The following is a 23,714-nucleotide window of genomic DNA, read 5'->3' as shown; positions in this document are numbered from 1 at the left end:
ATACAATGAAGAAAATAAATCCCGAGAATATCGAATTACGAACTAACATTTTATGATTTGATGTATAACGTATATATTTTTTTTGATTTTCATCATTACAACGCTATAAACGGAAATACAAAAGGATAATCAGCCTACATAATAGACTAACTATCCTATAACTTATTACCTAATTTTAATCATTTCAATGTCTTTTCTACATAACATTTAGAAAATAAATGTTGTAATCTCATCAACTTCTTTTCGAGAAAGTTTCTTCGGCTTATCTTTCGGAAACCCGAGTGAAATTACCATATTAATTTGTTTTTGAGGCTCAATTTGTAAATATTGTCGCAGTTCATCTTGAGCTAATAATACAGGTCCTGTCATTGGACAAGTACCCAGCCCTCTCGCATGTGCAGCCAACATTAAGTTTTGTGCTGCTAAACAGCTACTCTTAATTCCTTCCTCTTCCCATACTGAATCAGGAACGAAGGCAATTGGATCAAATATCTTTTCACGAAACTTTGATTCATATGGTGTTGCCAAACATACGATTAATACTGGCGCCTCAGAGAAAGCTGTCGCATATGGACCGAAAGAACGTGTAAGTAATTTCCCTGCTTTCTCTTCTCCATTTTCTGCTGCTTTTGCTGCAAGTTTATGTAATGCATCCCATGTCATTTGTTCAATTTCTTTAATTTTCTCTCGGTTCATAATGACCAAGAACTCCCACGTTTGTGAGTTCGTATCACTCGGTGCATAACGAGCACAATCAATAATTTCTTTTATATCACTAGTGGATACTTCTTGTTCTGTAAACTTTCTAACACTTCGTCTACCGTGAATTACTTCTTTAAAATCTTCATAATTCATATATTAAATCCCCTTTTTACAGCGTTTTCAAAACTTGTCCTATGGTTGAATTATATCATGAAAAAAAGCTGGGGGAATACCAGCTTTTTCCCTCATTATTAATTTGTCACTTTAAACAAACTAATACTTTCTTCATATGCAGCTTGTAGTTTTTTCGTAATTGGTCCTCTTTCGCCGCTTCCAAACTTCTCATCACCAATTTGAACAACAGGGAATATTTCAAGTGGTGTCGCTGTAAAGAAACATTCGTCAGCCTCGTATACTTCTTGCAATGAGAATTCACGCTCTTCTACTTCAATATGTAAAGCTTTCGCTAATGTAATAACGTAGTGACGAGTAATGCCGTGTAGAATGAAATTATCGGCCGGATGTGTAATTAATTTATTATTTTTCACCATAAAGAAATTCGAATGACACCCTTCTGTTACAACTCCATCTCGTACTAATATCGCTTCTTGATACCCCTGCTCGTTTATTTTATTTTTAATCATGATATTAGGTAGAAGGTTTAAAGATTTTATATGACAGAACTTCCAGCGTATATCCTCTTCTACAGTAACCTTTATTCCTTGTTCCATAGTAGTAGTAGGTCTTGGAAACGAAACAATATTCGCAAAATATGTTGGTTGTAAATCTTTTTCATACACATGATTTCGAGCTTGAGCACCACGTGATATTTGAAGATACACATTCCCATCTTCTTGAAATTGATTTTTTTCAATCATTTGATGAAGTTCTTCAACTAACTCTTCCTTTGTAAACGGCGGAACAATATTTATTTCCCTCATAGATTTAAAAAAGCGTTCCAAATGTAAGTCTAATAAATGAGGCTTCCCATCGTATAGCCTAAATACTTCATATATGCCATCACCAAATTGAAAGCCCCTCTCCTCTAATGGGACCATCGGCTGTTCTTCCTTCGTATTCACAATTCTTCCGTTAAACAAAATCCAATCTTTATAAGTAGCTTTCATTCCTTTCCACTCCTTTATTCCATGATTGGTTTTATTGTACAACTTATCCACACTTAAAAGAAGGAATTTTCTGTATTTAACTAAACAAAAAAAGTACATCACCTATTTAAAGTGATGCACTCAACCATTCATTTATTTCAGAAAATATTTTTCAATATCATCTAACATTAAATTTGCTGCTTTAATACCGCCTGCTGTATTCCAAATTACTTCATCCACTTGGAATACTTTATTGTCTTTAGAAGCCTGCAGCTGCTTAAAGAGTGGGTCTTCTGTCCATTCTTTTGCTAACGTGGTTCCTTCGTTATTCTTATCTGCATCTTTATCAGATGTGAAGTAGAATATGTAGTCCCCATCCATATTCGGAATTTGCTCTTTTGTAATTCCTTTTATCGCAAACTCATCTTTATCTTGTAGTGGTGGTCGCTTAAATCCAATATCATTTAAAACAGCACCTGAGAATGAGTTTTTCTGATAAATACGAACGTCACCTGGTACGAAGCGAATAATAGAAACTTTAGAATTCAATTTATCTCCTAACTTCTCTTTCATTCCTTCAATACGCTTTTTATAATCTTCAAGAGCCTTTTGCCCTTCTTTTTCTTTATTTACAGCTTTTGTATAGAGTGTAAAGTTTTCTTTCCAATCCCCGCGCAATGTTTCAGCGTACACAGTTGGCGCTATTTCGTTCAATTGCTCATATATTTTTTCATGACGCATTTTATTCCCGATAATTAAATCTGGCTTAAGCTTCATAACTGCCTCTAAATTAATATCACGCTCAGTACCTACAACTTTCGTATCTTTTAAATCTTTCGCTAAATGAGGATACCATTCATCACCAGCACGTGGTTTTGTAGTTCCAACTGGTGTTACTCCGACAGCTAAAAGCGCCTCCGCACCCTCATTTGTTAAAACAACTACTTTTTTAGGTGTACCATTTACTGTTGTTTCACCCATTGCATGCTTTACAGTATACGAATCTTTTGCTTTAGCCGATGTATCATTTTCTTTTTTCTCTTCTTTGCTACACCCTGCGATTATTACCATAAGTATCATAATGCAGAACATAAATATTTTTTTGCTATGTACCATATGTCCTCCCTAGATGAAATCGATTATCATTAACAATTAAAGATTAATGTATATTACATACATTGTCAATGTATATCAGAAAACTTTTTCAATATATATATTTTAGATTCTATCCGCTATTCAAATGTTTATTTTTAAAATAAAGTGTATAAGTATGAAAATAATAAACGTTCTTAAAATGCGTATCTACGTTATACATAAATACGCATTCATATTACATTATAAACTCATTTCCTAATATTGATTATATTTAATATATGATGGATCATTATACACCCATTGATTTCCACCAAGGTTCAACCAACCGTTTTGATTAATATATACTAAATAAGATTCTGGATTATTTAATTTACGAATAACTGAAGAAGATGTTGATGGACCACTTCTTAAATTCACATTCGTTCCTTGTATATATGCGACACCAATTGCACTTCCATCGCTATTGCTCGTCTTTACAAAATTAATGTACGAAGGGTCATTATACACCCATTGTCCATTTCCTAAGTCTAACCATCCGTTACTTTCCTGATATACGACATACGATTCTGGGGAGTTTAGTTGACGAATAACCGAAGAAGACGTTGATGGACCACTTCTTAAATTCACATTTTCCCCAAGGATATAAGCAATCCCCTTCGTTTGTGGTGTTGGCTGAGGATTTGGAGGTTGTGGATTTGGAGGATTCGGATTTGGAGCTACTCCAAAAATAGCTGCTATTCCGTTTGCATATGCTTGACTTAGATCTTCGATAAATTGTGGATTTTTCAATAAATTAGCATCAAATGTTGTATCAATAAAAGCAGTCTCAGTTAAAATTGCATCCATTGCAGTCTCCCTTAGTACCGCATAATTTGCTTTTTTTGCCCCTCGATCACGAAGACCATATTTTGTTAATACAGGATTGACTGCTGCATGCATTTTTTGTTGCTTTTCATATGCGGAACTACTATTAGATAGCGCATTGTAAATATAACTTTCAAATCCAGTGCCACCGCCACTATTAATGTGAAATGAGATAAAATAATCTGCACCAAATGAATTAGCAATATTAGCACGTTCTGATAAAGAGATAAATACATCACTATCACGTGTCATTTTAATATTGATTGGGTAATTTGCAGATAAAATATCTCGCACACGTCTAGCAATTTGAAGTGTTAACTCTTTTTCCACTAACCCATTACCAACAGCACCAGAATCATATCCACCATGCCCTGCGTCTATAACAAGTTTCATATATCTTTTTCATTCCTTTCTTTATTGTAATAAGCTTTCATTTCTACTCGTCCTATTTTATGTTAATTGTACAAGTTCCGTTACAAGTACAAATAAAAAAACCCCCTTATGTAAGGCGGTTTCTATCGCTTTGCTTTAGCCAATTTAAAATGAATATATACGATTGATAATGGATGTAACGTATGCAAAATAAAAGAAATAAAAGAAATATCCCACCGCCGCTATATAGCAACCCAAACTTCAAAAAGATGTTCAAAAGAGGTGGGAAATACGTTATGTTTTGCAATACATATAGCATACAAAACAAAATTACAAACACGGGTATATATTGTAATTCATATGGTCTTCTCTTCTTATACATTCTTTTCCGAATAAAAGTCTGGCATAGTTCTGCTACTATAAAACAACCTCCAACTAATACAAGACCAGAAGTTATCGTCATACGTCCACCTACCTTATATTCATATCATCACCTAATCAATATTCACTATATTTTCTTTACATATATTCCATTTTCCTCAATAAAACCAGATCCCTCTATGAAAGATTTAGCTTGTTCCGTAAACATCTCTTGCAATACTTTTATTTCTTTCACATTTCTCTGTTTCATCATTTCTTCAAATGTAAAATACGTATTTGTCCCGTATCCATAACCTTGATAATCAAAATGAATAATTAACTGTGACAAAATAGCACTCTCTTCTTGAACGCTATAATCTATTACACCAATATATGTATCATCAGCCTTTACACAATACTGAACCTTTTTCTCATCTAAGCTGTGTGAGTGAAACATTTCTTTTACAGCGCTTTCATTTTCTGTATTTACTTTCTCAAATGTAATCATATGTTGTCCATCCTTTTACTATTATTGTATCAATAATAAATGCAATTTATGAAAAAAACCTTAAGATCGAATGCGACCTTAAGGTTTTTTATTAAACTAAGCTATACGCACGCTTTGTTTCTTCGTGGAACTTATTCGTATCGTATTTATGCTCAACATAAATTTGATGCCATACCATAAACGCAAGTACAGTCCAAATTTTACGGCTATAATCGCCTTTATCTGCACAATGTGCTTCCAGTAAGTTTAATACATACTGTTTTTCGATTAAATGCTCAGTTTTGCTTTCTTTAATAATATTTACAGCCCAATCGTGCATTTCATCTTTTAACCAGTGACGAATTGGTACTGGGAATCCAAGCTTTTTACGATCTAACACGTGATCCGGAACAATTCCACGAGCAGCTTCACGTAATATAGCTTTCGTTGTTCCGTTTGCAATTTTAAATTCTGTCGGAATTTTAGATGCAACGTCAAATACTTCTTTATCTAAGAACGGTACACGAAGTTCTAATGAATTTGCCATCGTCATTTTATCAGCTTTTAATAAAATATCGCCGCGTAACCATGTGAACATATCAATGTACTGCATTTTACTTACATCATCATAATCTTTAATTTCGTTATACAATGGTTTCGTGATATCCATATAGTTAACACTTTCATCGTAATACTTCATTAATTCAGCTTTCTCTTCTTCACGGAAGATTTTCGCATTTCCATAGTAACGCTCTTCAATTGGCGTACATCCACGCTCTAAGAAGCTTTTTCCTTTAAACCCTTCTTTAAGAGCACCACTTAATGCCTTTAGAACACTCTTTCCTGGGCTAGGAATGTAAGAGAACATTTTTAACGAGTTTGGCTCACGATAAATGTTATATCCACCAAATAGCTCGTCTGCACCTTCACCAGAAAGAACAACCGTTACATGTTTACGCGCTTCTTTCGCAACGAAATACAATGGTACAGCTGCTGGATCCGCTAAAGGATCATCCATATGCCAAATGATTTTTGGGAACTCATCCATAAATTCTTGCGCTGTAATGAATACGTTATGGTTTTTAACTCCTAATTTCTCAGCAGTTTCTTTCGCAACATCAACTTCACTGAAACCGCGTTGTTCGAAACCAATAGAGAATGTTAATAGATTTGGATTCATTTCTCTTGCGATAGAAGCAATAATAGATGAATCGATACCACCAGATAAGAAAGAACCTACTGGTACATCACTACGCATATGTACTTTTACAGAATCGTATAATACATCACGAATTGCTTGGATATGCTCCTCTTTCGTTGCGCTTGAAGCGTTGAAATAAGGATTCCAGTAGCGATGGATTTCCATCTCTTTACCGATTTCTTTTACGAAGTAATGACCAGGCTCAATTTTGTTAACATCAATTGTTAATGTTTCTGGCTCTGGACCATATTGGTACGTAAAGTAGTGTTGTAGTGACTTTGGGTTTACCCCTTTGTCTTCCATTACATGCATAATACTTTTCTTCTCAGATGCGAAGAATGTAGTATCACCTTGTTGTGCGATGTATAAAGGCTTAATACCGAAGTGGTCACGTGCACCGAAAAGTGTCTTTTCTTCACGATCCCAAATCATAAATGCGAACATACCACGAAGGTAGTCTACACATTTTTCTTTCATATGTGCATACAATGCAATGATAACTTCTGTATCAGATTGTGTAGCAAAAGTTGCACCTTTTTCAAGTAACATTTCACGTAGTTCTACATAATTGTAAATTTCACCATTAAAAATAATTACATATCGATCATTTTCATAAGTTAACGGCTGATGTCCTGCCTCTAAGTCAATGATACTTAAACGGCGGAAGCCAAATTGTACATGTTCATCACGAAAATATCCTTCGTCATCTGGACCGCGGTGGAAAATCATCGTGTTCATATTTTCAAATTGATGTTTTTCGGTTTCTGAAAACTCTCTAGGGTTTTCACATAAACATCCTACAAAACCACACATACTTCTTACCCTCTTTCAGTTTTCATTCTGTCTCAATACTACTATATCAACCCTATTTATACTAGCATAATCAACTGAATATGGCGACCAAAAACTATAAAAAACTCACTCCATTTCACATTTTTAACATTTTTTTATGAAAACATGAAAACTAGGCACTCACCTTTCTCCGCTTTTGTCATATGATATTGCAAATTGATTTCTAGGAGGTAATACCATGAGTGAAGAAAAAAAAGATTCTTCTCGCCCACCAGTTCGTAATTATTTAAAACAAATTGATGATTTTTTCGAACAAACGCCTCTTCGTGGCGTAATTGCTGATTTAAATCATTTTTTCCAAAAAGGAAACCGTTTATTAACATTCCCAGTAGATTTATACGAAGTTGGTGACGAACTCGTCGTTACAGCCGAACTACCAGGTATACAAAAAGAACAAATTCAAATTGAAATACAAAGCGAATACTTAAAAGTCTCTGTAAAAGAAGATATACTTGAAGAGACGGAAGAAGAACAAACATCTCATAACTATTATCGCCGAGAACGTTCCATTTCAGAAGCGTCAAGAATTATTAAGTTACCATATTTAATTAATAAAAAAGCAACGAAAGCTTCTTATCAAAACGGTGTATTAGAAATTCGCGCACCGAAATTACCACAACAGCATGACATATTATCCATAGACTGAATACTAATAAAAGAAGGGTGCTTAGCACCCTTCTTTTTAAGAAGCTAATCGCTTCATATCACGTATAATATCTTCGTATGGCGTATTGCTAATGCCGCTATATTTTTTCATTACTTTTCCATTTTGATCGACTAAGAAAAATGATGTACCGTGTATTACTTGCCCATTCTCTGGTTTATCTACAAGCGACTGGAAGTTATCTTTTGAAAACTTTGTAATATCCTCCAGTGAATAACCAGTTAACAAGTTCCAGTTACTTGTATCCTCTGTAAACTTTTGAATGAATGCTTTCAAATTTTCTGGTTTATCAAGTTCAGGGTCTACACTAAACGAAACAAACTGAACGTCTAATTTCTCTTCCTTAGCCATTTTCTGTAATTTCGCCATATTAGCAGTCATTGGCGGACAAACTGTTTGACAGTTTGTAAACATGAAATCAGCTACCCAAACTTTCCCTTTTAAATCTTTTGTACCAAACGGCTTTCCTTCTTGATTTGTAAATTGGAAAGTTTCCAAATCCCAGTTTAACGGTTTACGGAGTTTTGCCCCTGAACTGCTACAACCTGAAAGTACAAAGAGACAAAATACAACCATAAGACCAATTAACTTTTGATAACGCTTCATTATTAAACCTCTTTTCTCTATCCTTAATTTATGTAAGTTATGTATATCATAACAAAAGTAAACACTATGAGAAAATTGTTTACATCATTTGTTCACGAAATCGTACGAATTTACGTATGTTACTTCTTTATTTTAAGCGAATTACTAGACAAAATATATTTTACTACTATTATTTCTCTAACCATTATTTGCGAAACGAAGTTCATTGTTAAATTTGTAAATAAATCCCCCTATTTTTTTACAATTACTTAAACATTAATCCATGTTAAACACTGTATTCCTTAACAACATTTCGGTACAATACAACTACAACGATTTTAAATGAGGTGATGTTCATGGCAAAGCGCTATGAAAATATGGATAATGCAAGTACAAAAAAATCAATTCGCGCCTTCTTACGTTGGCGTAAAGAGAGAAAGCAAAACAAAAAAGACTTTTCTTTTCTAGTAGAACAATCACCTGTTAAACAAAGTAAATTTCTACTAAATAACTTTGAAAAAACGACTGTCACATGGATTGGTCATTCAACTTTTCTCATTCAAACGAACGGCTTAAATATTTTAACAGATCCAGTATGGGCAAATAAATTAAAGTTAGTTCCACGACTTACTGAGCCAGGGCTCACTATAAAAGAACTACCTAAAATCGATATCGTTCTTATTTCACACGGTCATTACGATCATTTAGACTTTTCATCTCTTCGTCAACTAAATGATGATACCTTATACCTTGTTCCTATTGGGCTAAAAAAATTATTTACTCGTAAAAAATTCACCAATGTAGAAGAATACAACTGGTGGGAAAGTACAACAATTGATGAAGTCTCTTTTCACTTCGTACCTGCCCAGCACTGGACGAGAAGAACATTATTTGATATGAACACCTCTCACTGGGGAGGATGGATCATTGATAATATGACTTCTTCAGAAACCATTTATTTTTGTGGTGATAGTGGTTATTTCCAAGGATTTAAAGAGATCGGCAAACGTTTTTCAATCGATATTGCACTTATGCCAATTGGTGCCTATGAACCAGAATGGTTTATGAAAGTGTCTCACGTTTCACCAGAAGAAGCTGTGCAAGCGTATCTAGATATAAAAGCTACACATTTCATTCCCATGCACTTCGGTACTTTTGCTTTAGCAGATGAAACACCAAGGGAAGCAGTAACACGACTACGAAATAACTGGAATTTACGAATGCTACCGTGGGAACAACTACATGTTCTCTTTTTAGGTCAAACTTTCACTTATAGCCCTATTGTCCCAGTTAAAGAACCAGTAAAAATCACAGAAACTTCTCATGTATAATAGTACTAATTTTTGCGAGTAATTTATCATATACTTTAAAAAATTGAAAAGGGTGTTTTCCATGAAAGATTATTTACAGACTCGCTATATAATTAGCGGTAGCGCCTGTATTGCCCTTCTCATTTCTTATTTTCTGTCCTGAAATAATAAAAAAGCTACTTGAAAATTCATTTCAAGTAGCTTTTTTATTACTCTGCTAAATACATAAAACCAATTGCTCCTGGTCCTGTATGAGTACTGATAACTGGTGTTGTAAAGAAAATCTCTGATTGAGTGAATCCATTCACTTTTTCAACAGCAGCTTTTACACTTTCTGCTAAAGGAATTGCTTTAGCATGTGGAATCGCAACAGCTTTCACCACTTTTCCAGCAGTATCTTCCTCGAATAGTTTAGCCAACGTTTTTACAATCTGCCCTTGGCTACGTACTTTCGTTACCGGATTATATACGCCGCCTTCTAAACTTGCAATAGGTTTAATATTAAGTAATGAACCGATAAAAGCTTTCCCTTTACCGATACGTCCACCCTTCACTAAGTTCTCTAATGTATCTACGACAACATATAAACGAGTATTCTTTCTTACTTCATCAATACGTTTTAAAATATCTTCTAGTGAGCATTCTTCTTTTGCCATTTTTGCAGCTTCAATTACTTGATATGCTAAAGCATGTGTAATAAATTGAGAATCAACAACTGTTACTTTTGTATCTGTCATTGATGCAGCACTATTCGCTGTTGCGACAGTACCGCTCATTCCACCTGTCATATGAATAGAAAGCACTTGGCTTCCGTCTTCGCCTAGCTTGTCATACATTTCTACAAATGTACCCATAGCCGGTTGTGATGTTTTTGGTAATTCTTCTGATTTAATCATTTCTTCAATAAATTCATCCGGTTGTAAATCTACACGATCTAAGTATGTTTGTCCATTTACAGAAATAGATAATGGTAAAACATGAATATCATACTTCTCAAGTATATCTTTTGATAAATCTGCCGTTGAATCTGTTACAATTTTAATTTTTTGCATATTATATTCTTCCCTTTCCAATACGCTCTCCCTGTTATTATACTAGCATTCCCGAGGCTTTCAACAATTTCGAATGAATTTCACCAAATTAATTATATTTTTATACCTAAAATAAAAAAGACAGAGCCTACCTAACTCTGTCCCTGCTGTGTATTATGCATTCTTTTCAAGAGTATTTGTCTTATATACATTTGAATAATCATTCCACTTCAAACAACTTTGTAAATATTCACGGAAAGAGTACGAGAATCTTGGGTTTTTATGTTTTTGAATTTTTGCAATAAATAATTGAAGACGAGACTGAATTAGAAACGCTAATGGATGCTGTGTTTGTAGGACAGGGATTTCAAATATTTTAATACAATTCCCTGTTGCATGAGTGAAATAAAAACTTTTCGTAATCACAATATCAATCCTCTTTTTCGTTGGATTTTTGAACTTCCTCCACTTTATTCTTTAACACGTTTTTTAGTGTAGGTTTCCTATGAATACTAAAATATCCTTAAGCTGCCCCATTTAGAAGTTAATACTTCATTTATATCCACCTAATTCGAACCCTGTCCTATATATCCTTTGAGACGGGAGTCTTATTACCCATATATAGCTTGATAACTTCAGTATAAACTTATAAAAATGAAAAGTTTGTCTAAATTTTGGAGATTCTATAATTTTTTCCTTCTATATATTGTATACAATTATAGCTAGAGTATAACAAATAAATTAAAAAGTGCCTTTATAACGAGGCACTTTTCGACTGTATTTCTTCTTCTCTTTTCTGTTTTCGTTTACTAACTATCTTTGATAAAGCGATACTAATTTCATAAATACAAATAAGCGGTACCGCTACTAAACTATGTGATAAAAAATCTGGCGGCGATATACATGATGCAATTATAATCAACACGACATAAGCATATCTTCTTATTTTCTGAAGAAATTCTGCCGTTAGAAGACCTATACTCGTTAAAAACATAACAACTACAGGTAATTCAAATATAACAGCAAACGGAACTGTTAAATTTAATACGAAATGAAAATATTTTTCCGTTGTAAACATCGTATTAAACATCTCATTACCAATTGTAGTTAGGAAATGAAATAAAAATGGCATGACGATAAAATAACCGAAAGATAGGCCTGCTATAAATAATATAGACAATACCGGTATATACATTAATGTCATTTTTTGTTCATTGGGATGTAAACCTGGTTTTACAAATAACCAAATTTGTATCGCAGCAAAAGGAATTGTACAAACGATAGCAAATACTGTAGCAATCGAGAAAAAAATCCACAACACATCACTTGGACCGAGAACAGTTAATTTCATTGGTAAATCTTTTACAAGCCAAAAATAAATATCCTTCGTAAAAGTAAATCCAATAATTAAAAATAATACAAAGGATAATACTGTATATATTACTCGTTTGCGAAGCTCAACAATATGTTCTACTACGCTCATTTCCCGATCTTCCATCTCGTTCACCACACTTTATTTATCCATTCCGAGAAAAACTTCAGCATATTCTTTTATTTATTTTTTTCTTTCTCTTGAAATGCCTCATCAGTCAATTCTTTTGTTGATTTTTTAAATTCTTTTAACGTTTCCCCTAAAGCTTTCCCAATTTCCGGTAACTTTTTTGGGCCAAATAAAATTAACACTGCTACTAAAATTAAAATTAACCCCGGAAAGCCGATATTTGAAAACATTTCCCCATCCCCTTCATAAGTAGATTCCTTGTCCTACTATTCCATAAGTTCATTTTGTCAAAAAATTTCGTAAACGTCAATGTATCCGTTGTCTTTTGTCAAAAAAATTCAAAAATATAATCAATTAAATATCATTTTCTATTCCTTTTGTATATGATATGGTTAAGGAAAATATAACTTATCTCAATACAGTGAAAGGGATTAACATTATGACGCAAAAAATTAAAAGAATGACCCAATTTGTAAAAGAAGAAATTGCGAATGCAATTACCCATGGTATCGGTGCCATTTTAAGCATCCCTGCCTTAATCATATTAATTATTCATGCTTCCAAACATGGCACAGCATCTGCTGTTGTTGGCTTTACCGTTTATGGCGTAAGCATGTTCTTACTATACTTATTTTCTACACTGCTACATAGCATCCATCATCCAAAAGTAGAAAAGTTATTTACCATTTTAGATCACTCCGCCATATATTTATTAATTGCCGGCACGTATACACCATTTCTACTCATTACACTGCGTGGCCCGCTCGGTTGGACTTTACTCGCAATTATTTGGACCCTTGCGATTGGTGGCATTATTTTCAAAATTTTCTTTGTTCGTCGCTTTATTAAAACATCAACATTATGTTATATCATTATGGGTTGGCTCATCATCGTTGCCATTAAACCCCTTTATGAAAATTTAACCGGTCACGGCTTCTCACTACTATTAATAGGCGGCATTTTGTATTCTGTCGGAGCTATATTCTTCCTTTGGGAAAAGCTTCCGTTCAATCATGCCATTTGGCATCTCTTCGTACTAGGCGGTAGTACAATGATGTTTTTCTGCGTACTGTTTTATGTCTTACCCGCAGCATAAAAAAAGTTTCAGCTTGTTTAAGCTGAAACTTTTTTTATTACTTATGTAATTGAGATGCAATAATATCTTTTGTATGCTGGGTTAACTCTTTAGCATCCATACTTGCATATTCTTCAGGTGTAATTGGCTTAGAAATTGTTAATGTTGCATGAGCTGGTTTCATACGATTTCCATTAGCCTCAAACATCTTATATGTACCATCTAAAGTTACTGGTAATATAGATACGCCAGATTTTACAGCAAGGTGAAAACTCCCTGCTTTAAACTCACCGATTTCGCCACCCTTACTTCTCGTTCCCTCTGGAAAAATCACGATAGAATGCCCGCTCTTTAACAGTTCAATTCCATCTTTAATTGCCTTAAGAGATTGACGACGATCACTGCGGTCCATAAACACACAATTCATTAGTTCCATCCATGTTGGCACAACCGGAAACTTTTTAATTTCCGCTTTTGAAACGAATCCAATTGGCTTATTTAAGTAACCTAATAACACAGGAATATCCATATTACTTTGATGATTACTTACAACTAGCACTGGCTTGTCTTTCGGAACATTTTCAAGTCCCTTTACTTCTACAGTCGATCCAGTTACACGCACCATTTTCTTACCAAACCAGTTTGTTGTTTTATACACAACACTATCTTTTTCTTGCGGTGACATCGCATTTGCTTTTCTTTTTATACGCCACAACCTTGGTGTAATCGCAATTACGATTAAAATTAAATAAAAGATTTTAAAAAACGTTTGAATCATACAGAACCCCCACCTATTATCATTCCGACCTTCATTATACTAGACAAACGAAGGAAAAAGAAGAAAAAATGTCCAAACAACAAGTGTTTGGACATTTTGAAGTTTTCTATATTAGAAACGTTTTGCTAATTCGCGTGCACTTGCAATTGCTGCTTCTTTAATGTCTTGTGCTTTTTCAGGATTTGCATTCATTCCTTCAACTGCAATATATTCAGTGTCTGATACACCCATGAATCCTAATACTGCATTTAAATGATTGCGACCGAAGTCCATAGATGCGTATGCTCCTTCAGAGTAAACGCCGCCTGTAGCTTGAATATGAAGTGCTTTTTTTCCTTCTAGTAAGCCAACTGGACCATTTTCAGTATATTTAAATGTTTTACCTGCGATTGATAAGTTATCTAAGTATGCTTTCACTACTGCTGGGTAGCTGAAGTTCCACATTGGAGTCACGAATACATAGCGATCTGCATGCATAAATGTTTCTAAGTTATTGTTCATTGCTGCAACTTTTTGTTGCTGATTTTCACTTAAAGCTTCGAATCCTTCACTTGCTGCAAATTTACCCCAAGCAGCGAATACGTCTGCATCGATTGCTGGTACAGTTGTATTGAATAAATCAATTGTTACAACTTCGTCTTGTGGATGTTCGTTTTTATATGCTTCGATGAAAGCTTCCCCTACTGCCATACCGAAAGAACCTTCTGCTGAATTTGGATTTGCTGTAATAAATAGTACTTTTGTCATTGTATTATCTCCCTTTTTCTAATTTATCTTTAATTCGAGATTTATTATTTTATAGTAAATAACTTACCTTATGTAAGTATAATACAAAAAGTTTTAATGGATGTCAATAAAAATAGCTACTTTTTTTTCGTAAGTTAATAAGTTATATTATTTCAGTTATTTTTTGTATATAAATATTAAGGTTTTAATCAAATAAAAAACTATCTCCATATTTCATGGAGATAGTCTTCTTCAATTACTACTTTTGAAAAACATGTTTCACTTTTTCAGCTGGAATATTACTTCCACCTCTACCTTTTACATCTTCAATCATCATTGTAATAACCATATCAGGTGAATTTAAATCAAACGCAGCGAACCAACCTAGTTCTTTTCCTTCTGCCTCTTTTGATACTTTTAATTCTGCTGTTCCTGTTTTACCAGCAAGGGTCATACCATCAATTTTCGCAATTTTCCCCGTACCATCTGGATCGTTAATTACTTTCGTTAAAGCCGTTTTCAATATATCTTGATTTTCTTTAGAAATCACGTTCTCTTTCCAAGCTTTTGGTTGTTTATCTGTTTTAATAAGATATGGCGATGGAATCGTTCCATCATTTACAATCGGTGCATACGTTAAAGCTAAATGAAGAGGAGTCATTAAGACTTGTCCTTGTCCATATCCTGTATCTGCCATTTGAATATCATTTTTTATGCCATCATTTGCGATTTTAGAAGCTGGGAATCCGTATTCAATTGGTAATTTCTCATCAAATCCGAATTTTTTCGCCCCAGCCATAAATTTATCTTTTCCAATTTTCAAAGCTTCTTGTGCGAAATAAATATTATCCGAGTATTTCATCGCCTTATCAAAATCAATCGGATTTGCATCTTTTACACGTGTTACGTAATAATTGCCCCAAGAAGAATCTTTCGTCCATTTCAGTCCTTCAATTTTCAATTCTTCTTTTGGATCGATTGTTTTTGTTTCAAGACCAATTGCACCTGTAATTGGCTTAAATACAGAACCTGGTACCGATAATTGTGTAAATCGATTCGTCATCGGTTTTTTCGGGTCATTATTCCAAGCCTCGCGCTGTGCTTTTGATGTTCCTCGTGCAATTAAATTAGGATTATAAGCTGGACTACTTACAAGAGCAATTGTTTCTCCACTTTTCGGATTAATTGCCGCACTTGAACCAGCTTCTCCTTTCATTTCATTATACGTTTTTTCTTGAACAACACTATCGATAGTTAAAGTTACATTTTCTCCATCAACAGCATCTGTTTTCGCTAAATTTTTAATTTCTTTTCCTTGTGCATCCTCCATGAAGACACGGCCACCTTTTTTCCCGCGTAGCTGTTCTTCCAATACTTGCTCTAATCCAGCTTTACCAACTGGATCATCGGCTTGATAGCCTTTCTTTTGAAGCGTTTTTAAATCTTCTGCATTTACTTTTCCGATATAACCAGTAAGATGCGCTGCTGCTTCCCCTAACGGATATGTACGAACATTTACAGGTTTTGCTGCAACACCAGGTAAATCGATGTACGTATTTTGCGTTGCTCCCTCAGGCAAAATTCCAATTGGTACGAGATACCCTGGTTTTACCCATTTCGCAGCTAGTTTTTGATCAATCTCTTCTACAGACATATTTAACAACTTCGCTACTGCTTCTTTCGTTTGCGGAGCAGTTTCATCTAATTTTTCTGGAATAATTCCAATCTCAGAAGCTTTCCCATTCGTCGCAAGACCTTTTCCATTACGATCGTAAACTTCACCACGTTTTGGTTGTGTTGCCTGCATACGCACTTTACTATCTTTTGTCATGCCAGGGAAAATGAAATCAGGAGTCCAATCTATTTTCCAAGATTCTTTATCTCCATCTTTTTCTTTCACCATTTTTGCTTCATGGCCAAAAGAGATATTACCACCAACTGTATCCATACTTACTTTAAAAGGAACAGGACCTTCATCTTTTTTATCTTCTTTTACTTCTCCCGCTTCTACTTTTAAGTTTTTCACTTCAATGCCAGAATAAATTTTTTCATATTTCTCAGTGAACTCTTTCTTTGAAATATCTTTTTTTGCCTTTTCTGATAATTGATCATACATTTCTGCAAATTTTTGTTTATTCCATGCTTTTGTATATGTATCAAACGCTTCTTGTGGTTTTTCTTCTTTACCGCATCCAACTAACATGAACGTTAAGCAAAGAAAAAGAATCCCCCATATCTTTTTCAATCGATTCTCCTCCTCTTTCTATATGAATACTTTTGAAAATTTTAGCATTTTTACATGCTAGATTTCATTATAGCACTATTGAATATCATCTATAAACTTATATTAACGAATACAAATAAAAAGATTGATGTGAATTTCACATCAATCCTTCTTATTATTGTTGCTTCTCATATACATGATAATAGTACGTATACGGATTCTTTTCATCCGTTAAACCTTTTTCAACAAAAACTTCTTTCCAATTTGTCATATCCATTTCTGGGAAGAATGTATCTCCTTCAAATGCATGATGGATTTTTGTTATATATAACTTGTCTACGTAAGGTAAAAAGAGATCATAAATTTGTGCTCCGCCGAAAATAAAGATTTCCTCTTCATTTTTGCATAGTTCAAACACTTCTTCTACAGAATGTGCTACTTCACAACCTTCAACATGATACCCTTCATTACGTGTTACAATAATATTACGTCTTCCAGGCAGTGGTCTACCAATCGCTTCGTAGTTCTTTCTCCCCATAATAAGTGAATGGCCCATCGTTGTTTTCTTTACATACTGCAATTCACTTGGTAAACGCCAAGGTAAATTATTATCTTTGCCAATTACTCTATTCTCGTCCATTGCGACCATAAATGAAACAATCATTTTTTCATCTCCTCTACAATTATACTGCAACCGGTGCTTTAATTGCTGGGTGTGGATCATATCCTTCAATCGTTAAATCTTCCATTTCAAAATCAAACACAGATTTCACATCTGGATTTAATGTAAGTTTCGGGAATGGACGTGGTTCACGTGCCAATTGCTTTTCTACTTGTTCAAAATGATTCGTATAAATGTGTGCATCTCCAATTGTATGAACAAATTCTCCCACTTCAAGACCACATTCATGTGCGATTAAATGTGTTAGTAATGAGTAACTTGCAATGTTAAATGGAATTCCAAGGAATATGTCACCACTTCTTTGATATAACTGACAAGAAAGTTTGCCATCCGCTACATAAAACTGGAATAGCGTATGACAAGGTGGTAATGCCATACTTGGTACATCTTCAGGATTCCAGGCAGAAACAATTAAGCGACGGGAGTCTGGCGTTTTTTTAATCATTTCAATTACATCTTTTAATTGATCAAGCGTCTCACCAGCTGTCGTTTTCCAGGCACGCCACTGCTTTCCGTATACATCTCCTAAATAACCATATTTATTCGAGAAATCATCATCTTCTAAAACGTTCTTTTTAAACAATTCCATTTGCTCATCGTACTGCACTTTAAATTCCTCATCTTGTTGTGAGCGAAGACCGAAATCTGTCATATCAGGGCCAGTATACTCATCGCTTTCTACCCAGCTCTTAAACGCCCATTCATTCCAAATATTATTATTATGTTGCAATAAATAGCGAATGTTTGTATCACCTTTCATAAACCAAAGCAGTTCACTTGCTACTAGGCGAAATGGCACTCTCTTTGTCGTTAATAAAGGAAATCCTTTACTTAGATCGAAACGCATTTGATATCCAAATACAGATACAGTACCTGTCCCTGTACGATCTTCTTTCTTCGTACCGTGCTCCATTACATGACGGCATAAATTTAAGTATTCATATTCAGCATGTTTCATATGTAGAAAAACCTTCTTTCAATCGTATATGAGATTTATCATAACATGAAAAACAGCGAATTTAATAATCCAAATTAATAAAAATTCTTTCAATATTTCTTACAAAATTATTAACTTTCAATATTAAAAAAGGTTTTCACTTTTCTATTACAGAAAGTATAGTGCGGAACATAAAAATTATATTTGGAGGTTGGAAGCATGTCTAAAATCAAAACTCCTGTTTTAAGTACGTTACAACATAAGGTTGAGAAGATGATGAAGGATTTACACGTTCCTGGAGCGGCTGTAGCTGTTATAAAAGATGGTGAGGTAATTATTTCAGAAGGTTTCGGCTATCGTAACATAGAGAAAAAAGAGGCTGTTACTCCGCAGACACGATTCGCAATCGGTTCTGCGACGAAAGCATTCGGTACGCTTTCATTAAGCTTATTAGCACAGCAAAAAAAGTTTAATTGGGATACTCCTGTCCAAACTTACGTACCTAACTTCTCTCTATCCGATATGCTCGCTAAATCGCAAGTTACAGGACGAGATTTAGCTTCTCATCGTACTGGGGTAAGTCGTCACGATGCTCTTTGGTACAGTTCTTCCTTAACTCGAAAAGATCTTGTTGAAAAAATAAAACATTTATCACTTGATGCACCGTTCCGCACAGCATTTCTTTATAACAACTTAATGTATGCGACAATTAGTTATATTGTAGAAAACATTACGAATCAAACGTGGGAGCAATACGTTGCAGAACATATTTTAGAACCTTTAAATATGAGGCATACAAACTTATCTGTTACAGACTCACAAAATACAGATGATTACGCATTACCTTACACTGAAGATAATGGTGAAATGAAAGAAATTCCATTCCGAAATATTGATACAGTTGGAGCGGCTGGATGTATTAATTCTACCATTGAAGATATGGCAAAATGGGTTTTGCTTCATTTAAACGAAGGAAAAACAGAAAATCATGATTTGATTTCTACTGAACTACTCCAAGAAATGTATACACCACACACTCCAATCCCGGATCAGCCAATGTTATCAACAAGTGAATCACCATTAAATAGCTATGGACTAGGTTGGTTTATTAGTGCTTACCGCGGTTATAAACTTATTCATCATGGTGGTAATATTGATGGATTTTCTGCACTTGCGTCATTTATGCCCAACGAAAATATCGGTATTATCGTATTAACAAATTCAGGGCAAACTGTACTCCCTACTTATATTACAAAACATATTTACGACGAACTTCTCGGACTAGAATATATCGACTGGCATGAACGCGCTGTAGAAGATAGTGAAAAAATGAAAGAAATGATGAAAGAGGCAACTACATCACTTCCCGAACCAATAAAAAGGACTACCCCTTCTCATGCATTAGATGACTACACTGGAACTTTTGAGCATCCCGCTTATGGAACACTGAAAGTATACAAACAAGATGATTTCCTACATGTACAATTTATGGATATGGAATTTCAGCTAAAACATCATCATTACAACATCTTCTCAGCATCAATTAGTTTGTTCCAAATGAAAATGGGGCTTTTATTCGCTTATGATATGAATGTAAATGGTGAATTCCCGACTCTTCAATTACACGTACCTGCAACTTTAAGTACTCAGCCTCTTACATTTACGAAAATTAAATAACAAATTAAATAGAGGGAAGATTACTCTTCCCTCTATTATTTCGGAATTAGAAATTCACCTTGCAACCAATCCTATTATTGAATTTAATAAATAAAATGAGGATAACCCAAATGCTAACTTATTTATCGTTTTCTGACAGAAGACTCCTTCCTCAAAAATGTGAAGGTGTGAAACACCAATTTTAGGTGGGAGATGAATGTCAGTAGGCGTAAGCCTACGTTTTTTTGTATACTGTAGATATACGATGAAAAAGTGAGGTGCAACCTATGTTAGTAAATAAAGCATATAAATTTCGTATCTACCCGAATAAGAAACAAGAAATATTAATTGCTAAAACAATCGGTTGCAGTCGCTTTGTATTTAACTATTCCCTTGCTCTTTGGAATGATACGTATAAAGAAGCTAGAAAAGGGTTAACCTACTTTTCTTGCTCTGCCAAGCTTACTCAATTAAAGAAGCAACAGGATACGATTTGGTTAAAAGAAGTAGATAGTATCGCTCTTCAATCCACATTAAAAAACCTCGCAGATGCTTTTTCACGTTTTTTCAAGAAACAGAATGATATGCCTCGATTCAAGTCTAAAAAGAATACAGTTCAATCCTACACAACTAAGCAAACAAACGGAAATATTGGAATTGTAGGCAACACAATAAAATTACCGAAACTTGGCCTTGTTCGCTTTGCTAAAAGTCGTGAAGTAGAAGGGCGTATCTTGCATGCAACGATTCGTCGTAACCCAAGTGGTAAATACTTTGTATCTATCTTTGTTCAAACAAGCGTACAAGAAATGCCTAAAACTGATTCCACTTGTGGAATTGATGTTGGATTAAAAGATTTTGCCATTCTTTCTGATGGCACAACATACAAGAACCCTAAATTCTTCCGTACATTAGAAGAGAAGTTAGCGAAAGCACAACGTATCCTTTCTATAAGAACAAAAGGTTCTTCGAACTGGAATAAACAACGTGTGAACGTTGCACGAATCCATGAACATATTGCAAATGCAAGAGCTGATTACTTACATAAACTTTCTACTGAAATCATCAAAAACCACGATGTTATCGGTATGGAAGACTTACAAGTCAGTAACATGCTCAAAAATAGAAAGCTTGCAAAAGCGATTAGTGAAGTATCTTGGTCACAATTTCGGACTATGTTGGAATATAAAGCAAAATGGTATGGCAAACAAGTTGTTATAGTATCTAAAACATTTGCTTCTAGTCAATTATGCTCCAATTGTGAATACAAAAACAAAGACGTTAAAAATCTAACCATTCGTGAGTGGGATTGCCCTTCTTGTGGCGCACATCACGATAGAGATCGAAATGCAGCACTCAATCTTAGAAATGAAGCAATTCGTCTCTTAACCGTAGGAACTACGGGGATAGCCTAATGAATTAGAAACCGTTAGGTTTCTGTACTTAGGAATCTCCCACTTCAAACAGTCCGTGAGAATGTTAAGTGGTGAGTAGTTCAACAAAACAGCTTAATGAACAAGCCATGCATTAATTATTATATTCCCTCAAAGGAAAAGACTTTCTTATTACCGATTCAATGAATGTGGAAGAACATCATTATTATTTGTGCGTTTATTTTTCTTATCTTTCCATATAAATTTTTTCAAACACATAAAAACAGTAACTGAAATAGCGACTCCAACTGTAACATCTGAAGCAAAATGGGCTCCTACCACAATACGACTCATTGGTACTATTATCATCCATAAAAGAATGAGAATCCAAACACCTATTTTTTTTCTTTTTAACGAAGCAAAGTATTCTGGTAATAAACTAAACCAAATGACTAACGCTGCATTAGCACTATGGCCTGAAGGGAATGACATAAACTCATCACTTTTAGCAATTCCTTGAGGTATAAACCATTTTGAAAATCCTTCAAATGATCCAATAGAAATCATATGACGATATCGTTCTCTACTCCATGATTTAGAAATCATATAACAAGCTACTATAAAGCAAAGCATAAAAATTGGAATTAAATATTTTGAAATGGTTAAATAATGTACTAGCATAAATGAAGCTATAAAAGCGAACAAAAGAATGATTACTCCATAGCCAATTCCAGATAGATAATACCCTCTTGAACCTTTATTCTTTCTAGTTTTAAATAAATACATACTAGAAAATAAGGCAATAAGCATAGCTGGAATTTCTCCTATAGCTTGTAAAAAAAGAGCAATCTTATTAGTTGGTTCATATAAACTATTGGATATTTGTAAGTCTGTAAATGCAAAGATACATAGTAAAATAGCGAAGCTGGAAATTAATATCACTTTTCTATTTCCCATCATTTCTCCTACTTTCCACTATGCTTTAATATAAAATCCCCCATCTCAATTGCTAAATCTTCACTTTGAGGATAAACCCCTACATTATCTCCATAAGCGTGCCCTAAACCACGATAAAGGACCGTTTCAGTATCCACTCCTTTTTTAGTCAATTTAGCTGCATACGCTAAACATTCTATCATTAAAAAATCATGCTCTCCTACCGTAATAAATGTACTTGGATAGTCTGGGGATACATCAACATATGGACTTAAATACTTCGAATGAATTTCTTTCGTACCAAGTACTTCTGACATACCTCCAACCATTGAATGCATTATATTAAGCATTTTTTCTAATCCTTTTTTATACTTAGGAGCAATTTCATATTTATCTATACTCCAAGAATAAAATTCATCTTTATAATCACACATATTAATTGTAGGATACAGAAGTAACTGTCCCTTCACGTACTTCCTACCATCTTCCATATCTCTAGTTGTACAATACTGTGTTAAGTTCCCTCCTGCACTATCACCAGCAACAAAGATATTATTCTTATCACCGCCTAGTATTTCAGCATTTTCATAAATCCACTTTAAAGTAGTGTAGCAATCTGTATGCCCAGTTGGAAAAGGATTTTCCGGAGCTAATCGATAATCCACAGAAACGGCTAGTATATCCGTTTTTTCTACTATCAATTTCACAAGTTCTTCTACTACATCTGGTGATCCTGCCATAAATCCACCACCATGAATAAAGTATAAAACTGGCGCATTCTCTTGTTTAGAAACACTGTTATAAATTCTTATCGGAATATCATATCCATCTTCCGCTTTCACTGTTTTATGCGTAATATTAACGTCTTTAGTGACAATTGGAACACTCTTAATTCCATTAAATTGTTTTCGCATATTCCTTACCGATTTTTCAGAAGCGTCCATTTTCATCATATTTTTAGGCATAAACCTCATTACATTCATTTGAACCTTCGTGTCCTTATAAAGACGTGGATCCATCGCTCCTTTTTCATCACAATCTGGTATGTTTTTTACTAAAACTTTCGCCCCCTGTACATTAATGATTTCTTGTTTTTCTTGAATTTTTTCTAATAGGTTTAAGTCATATTTTCTAGTCATCTAATATTTCTCCCCTCTAAATTCAAACGCTTTCATTATTCAGGATTATATAACTTCC

The 23,714-nt window shown here is 34.3% G+C and carries 24 protein-coding genes; 5 read left to right on the top strand and 19 right to left on the bottom strand.

The features are described 5' to 3' along the window. Nucleotides 1-207: 207 nt before the first annotated feature. The 7 genes from QCI77_RS11180 to asnB all read right to left on the bottom strand — a co-directional run bounded on the left by QCI77_RS11180 (nt 208) and on the right by asnB (nt 7,000). The gene (locus tag QCI77_RS11180) at nt 208-855 is read right to left on the bottom strand and encodes a nitroreductase family protein (RefSeq protein ID WP_002012699.1); all 648 of its coding nucleotides are present in this window, start codon (nt 853-855) and stop codon (nt 208-210) included. A gap of 98 nt (nt 856-953) precedes the next feature. Next, nucleotides 954-1,829 carry a D-amino-acid transaminase gene (gene dat / locus QCI77_RS11175; RefSeq protein ID WP_353824924.1) on the bottom strand — a complete coding sequence of 292 codons (876 nt, stop codon included), beginning with the start codon at nt 1,827-1,829 and terminating at the stop codon, nt 954-956. Between the two features lie 132 nt (nt 1,830-1,961). Continuing rightward, on the bottom strand, nt 1,962-2,924 hold the full coding sequence (locus QCI77_RS11170) for an ABC transporter substrate-binding protein (protein ID WP_002127211.1): 963 nt from the start codon (nt 2,922-2,924) through the stop codon (nt 1,962-1,964). Between the two features lie 234 nt (nt 2,925-3,158). Beyond that, on the bottom strand, nt 3,159-4,160 hold the full coding sequence (locus QCI77_RS11165; RefSeq protein ID WP_002141633.1) for an N-acetylmuramoyl-L-alanine amidase: 1,002 nt from the start codon (nt 4,158-4,160) through the stop codon (nt 3,159-3,161). A 106-nt stretch (nt 4,161-4,266) separates the two neighbouring features. Then, complete coding sequence (locus QCI77_RS11160; protein ID WP_113768885.1) at nt 4,267-4,602, bottom strand: hypothetical protein; 336 nt, start codon at nt 4,600-4,602, stop codon at nt 4,267-4,269. 45 nt (nt 4,603-4,647) lie between these two features. Continuing rightward, nucleotides 4,648-5,007, bottom strand: coding sequence for a GNAT family N-acetyltransferase (locus tag QCI77_RS11155; RefSeq protein ID WP_113768884.1), 360 nt, complete (start codon nt 5,005-5,007; stop codon nt 4,648-4,650). A 91-nt stretch (nt 5,008-5,098) separates the two neighbouring features. Beyond that, nucleotides 5,099-7,000, bottom strand: a complete 1,902-nt coding sequence (gene asnB / locus QCI77_RS11150; protein ID WP_002012706.1) for an asparagine synthase (glutamine-hydrolyzing) — start codon at nt 6,998-7,000, stop codon at nt 5,099-5,101. Nucleotides 7,001-7,217: 217 nt separating this feature from the next. On the opposite strand from asnB, the gene QCI77_RS11145 reads away from it, so the two are divergent. Continuing rightward, complete coding sequence (locus tag QCI77_RS11145; protein WP_002012708.1) at nt 7,218-7,685, top strand: Hsp20/alpha crystallin family protein; 468 nt, start codon at nt 7,218-7,220, stop codon at nt 7,683-7,685. 36 nt (nt 7,686-7,721) lie between these two features. On the opposite strand, the gene QCI77_RS11140 is transcribed toward QCI77_RS11145, so the two are convergent. After that, nucleotides 7,722-8,309 carry an SCO family protein gene (locus tag QCI77_RS11140; RefSeq protein ID WP_242247421.1) on the bottom strand — a complete coding sequence of 196 codons (588 nt, stop codon included), beginning with the start codon at nt 8,307-8,309 and terminating at the stop codon, nt 7,722-7,724. 335 nt (nt 8,310-8,644) lie between these two features. Here QCI77_RS11140 and QCI77_RS11135 point away from each other — a divergent pair, with 335 nt between their 5' ends. Continuing rightward, complete coding sequence (locus QCI77_RS11135) at nt 8,645-9,619, top strand: MBL fold metallo-hydrolase (RefSeq protein ID WP_353824923.1); 975 nt, start codon at nt 8,645-8,647, stop codon at nt 9,617-9,619. A gap of 188 nt (nt 9,620-9,807) precedes the next feature. Here QCI77_RS11135 and QCI77_RS11130 read toward each other — a convergent pair whose 3' ends face one another. From QCI77_RS11130 to QCI77_RS11115, 4 genes are all read right to left on the bottom strand, one after another. Beyond that, complete coding sequence (locus QCI77_RS11130) at nt 9,808-10,650, bottom strand: DegV family protein (RefSeq protein ID WP_061673909.1); 843 nt, start codon at nt 10,648-10,650, stop codon at nt 9,808-9,810. A 153-nt stretch (nt 10,651-10,803) separates the two neighbouring features. After that, entirely contained in the window at nt 10,804-11,055 is a 252-nt protein-coding gene (locus QCI77_RS11125) for a DUF2535 family protein (protein ID WP_002012715.1), read from the bottom strand. Between the two features lie 328 nt (nt 11,056-11,383). Then, on the bottom strand, nt 11,384-12,127 hold the full coding sequence (gene tatC / locus QCI77_RS11120) for a twin-arginine translocase subunit TatC (protein ID WP_012260868.1): 744 nt from the start codon (nt 12,125-12,127) through the stop codon (nt 11,384-11,386). A gap of 53 nt (nt 12,128-12,180) precedes the next feature. Continuing rightward, nucleotides 12,181-12,360, bottom strand: coding sequence for a twin-arginine translocase TatA/TatE family subunit (locus QCI77_RS11115; protein WP_002012719.1), 180 nt, complete (start codon nt 12,358-12,360; stop codon nt 12,181-12,183). Nucleotides 12,361-12,569: 209 nt separating this feature from the next. Here QCI77_RS11115 and trhA point away from each other — a divergent pair, with 209 nt between their 5' ends. Continuing rightward, entirely contained in the window at nt 12,570-13,226 is a 657-nt protein-coding gene (gene trhA, locus QCI77_RS11110; protein ID WP_002085872.1) for a PAQR family membrane homeostasis protein TrhA, read from the top strand. 37 nt (nt 13,227-13,263) lie between these two features. Here the strand turns inward: trhA and QCI77_RS11105 are convergent, their stop codons facing one another. The 5 genes from QCI77_RS11105 to QCI77_RS11085 all read right to left on the bottom strand — a co-directional run bounded on the left by QCI77_RS11105 (nt 13,264) and on the right by QCI77_RS11085 (nt 18,573). Further along, nucleotides 13,264-13,983: a lysophospholipid acyltransferase family protein gene (locus tag QCI77_RS11105; protein ID WP_002141628.1), complete on the bottom strand. Its 720-nt coding sequence runs from the start codon at nt 13,981-13,983 to the stop codon at nt 13,264-13,266. A 111-nt stretch (nt 13,984-14,094) separates the two neighbouring features. Next, nucleotides 14,095-14,730 carry an FMN-dependent NADH-azoreductase gene (locus QCI77_RS11100; RefSeq protein ID WP_353824922.1) on the bottom strand — a complete coding sequence of 212 codons (636 nt, stop codon included), beginning with the start codon at nt 14,728-14,730 and terminating at the stop codon, nt 14,095-14,097. A gap of 238 nt (nt 14,731-14,968) precedes the next feature. Next, the gene (gene pbpC / locus QCI77_RS11095; protein WP_061673896.1) at nt 14,969-16,954 is read right to left on the bottom strand and encodes a penicillin-binding protein 3; all 1,986 of its coding nucleotides are present in this window, start codon (nt 16,952-16,954) and stop codon (nt 14,969-14,971) included. Between the two features lie 154 nt (nt 16,955-17,108). Further along, nucleotides 17,109-17,597, bottom strand: a complete 489-nt coding sequence (locus tag QCI77_RS11090; protein WP_000637214.1) for a dihydrofolate reductase — start codon at nt 17,595-17,597, stop codon at nt 17,109-17,111. A gap of 19 nt (nt 17,598-17,616) precedes the next feature. Then, nucleotides 17,617-18,573 carry a thymidylate synthase gene (locus tag QCI77_RS11085; RefSeq protein WP_002085878.1) on the bottom strand — a complete coding sequence of 319 codons (957 nt, stop codon included), beginning with the start codon at nt 18,571-18,573 and terminating at the stop codon, nt 17,617-17,619. Nucleotides 18,574-18,771: 198 nt separating this feature from the next. Between QCI77_RS11085 and QCI77_RS11080 the strand changes: the two genes are divergently transcribed. Together QCI77_RS11080 and tnpB are read left to right on the top strand one after the other, a co-directional pair. Next, a complete protein-coding gene (locus QCI77_RS11080) occupies nt 18,772-20,229 on the top strand; it encodes a serine hydrolase (protein ID WP_353824921.1) in 1,458 nt (485 codons plus the stop codon). A gap of 266 nt (nt 20,230-20,495) precedes the next feature. After that, nucleotides 20,496-21,623 (top strand): IS200/IS605 family element RNA-guided endonuclease TnpB, encoded by a 1,128-nt coding sequence (gene tnpB / locus QCI77_RS11075; protein WP_353824920.1) that lies wholly within the window; start codon nt 20,496-20,498, stop codon nt 21,621-21,623. A gap of 150 nt (nt 21,624-21,773) precedes the next feature. On the opposite strand, the gene QCI77_RS11070 is transcribed toward tnpB, so the two are convergent. After that, nucleotides 21,774-22,538, bottom strand: a complete 765-nt coding sequence (locus tag QCI77_RS11070; RefSeq protein WP_353824919.1) for a phosphatase PAP2 family protein — start codon at nt 22,536-22,538, stop codon at nt 21,774-21,776. An 8-nt stretch (nt 22,539-22,546) separates the two neighbouring features. Continuing rightward, entirely contained in the window at nt 22,547-23,656 is a 1,110-nt protein-coding gene (locus QCI77_RS11065; protein ID WP_113768881.1) for an alpha/beta hydrolase, read from the bottom strand. Nucleotides 23,657-23,714: the final 58 nt, after the last annotated feature.

The sequence above is a fragment of the Bacillus cereus group sp. MG9 genome, from assembly GCF_040459995.1.
GTDB classification, from domain to species: domain Bacteria; phylum Bacillota; class Bacilli; order Bacillales; family Bacillaceae_G; genus Bacillus_A; species Bacillus_A mycoides.
Note: the sequence above shows the minus strand (reverse complement) of the source record. Positions and strands in the feature narration are given on the sequence as shown.